Source organism: Vibrio sp. YT-19(2023), assembly GCF_033337395.1.
The window spans coordinates 1-877 of sequence record NZ_JAWOQN010000267.1 but is presented as its reverse complement, the minus strand read 5'-3'; the positions used below and the strand labels follow the sequence as shown (position 1 = coordinate 877).

Genomic DNA, 877 nt, shown 5'->3' with positions numbered 1-877 from the left:
TTAAGCAGGAATTAGCGAGCCTTAAAGACAAGTACCAAACCGACGTTGAGACGTTGGAACGTCAGTTAAAAGAAGCCAAACAACTACTGAACACAGCGCAACAGCGTTACGAAAGTAGCGACGAGTTGATGTCGAGCAGCTTGAAAGGCGGAGATATGCTCCAAACCATTCGCACAGCGATGGTCGAAAGCGCTCAATCTATGGCGCATGAAAACGAAGAGCTCAAACTGCTTGATGATATGTTCAAGCAAACACATCAAGCACTCGCACGTCTGGATGACCGAGCGGTAAAAATCAGCTCACAAGCCACTCAAAGCATTGAATCTGTGCAGATATTAGATAACACCGCGACTTCTATTTCCCACCTTGTATCTACTATCCAAGAGATTTCTGACCAAACGACCTTATTGGCTCTCAACGCAGCGATTGAGGCTGCACGCGCTGGTGAAGCAGGCCGCGGATTTGCAGTGGTGGCGGACGAGGTAAGAAATTTGGCAGGCAAAGCCAGTGAAGCGAGCGAACAAATTGATTCGCTGGTTAATCAGGTGCTAACCCAAGTCAGCTCAATCAAAAATGCGATTGATGAAAACCAAATCTGCGCAGAAGAAGTATCCGCCTCTTCGGCGCAAATTGGCTCAATCGTCAACGAGGTGGTTGTCAAATCAGAGCACATGAAACGGGTGATCCACTTTGCGTCTACCCGCTCTTTCCTCGATACGGTCAAGCTTGAGCATGCCATTTGGAAAAACAACATCTATCGCTTACTGCAAAGTGGCTCTTTTGGTGAAACCGTCACTAGCCATACAGAATGTCGATTCGGCCAGTGGTACTGCCGAGGTGACGGCAAAGCATATAGCCAACTAAGAAGCTATGCGCA

General features: G+C 47.9%; 1 protein-coding gene. It reads left to right on the top strand.

Annotation, left to right across the window (positions count from 1 at the left end):
• Positions 1-877 (top strand): methyl-accepting chemotaxis protein (locus tag R7E78_RS25330; RefSeq protein ID WP_318058501.1); only part of this gene is annotated, 877 nt, incomplete at both ends.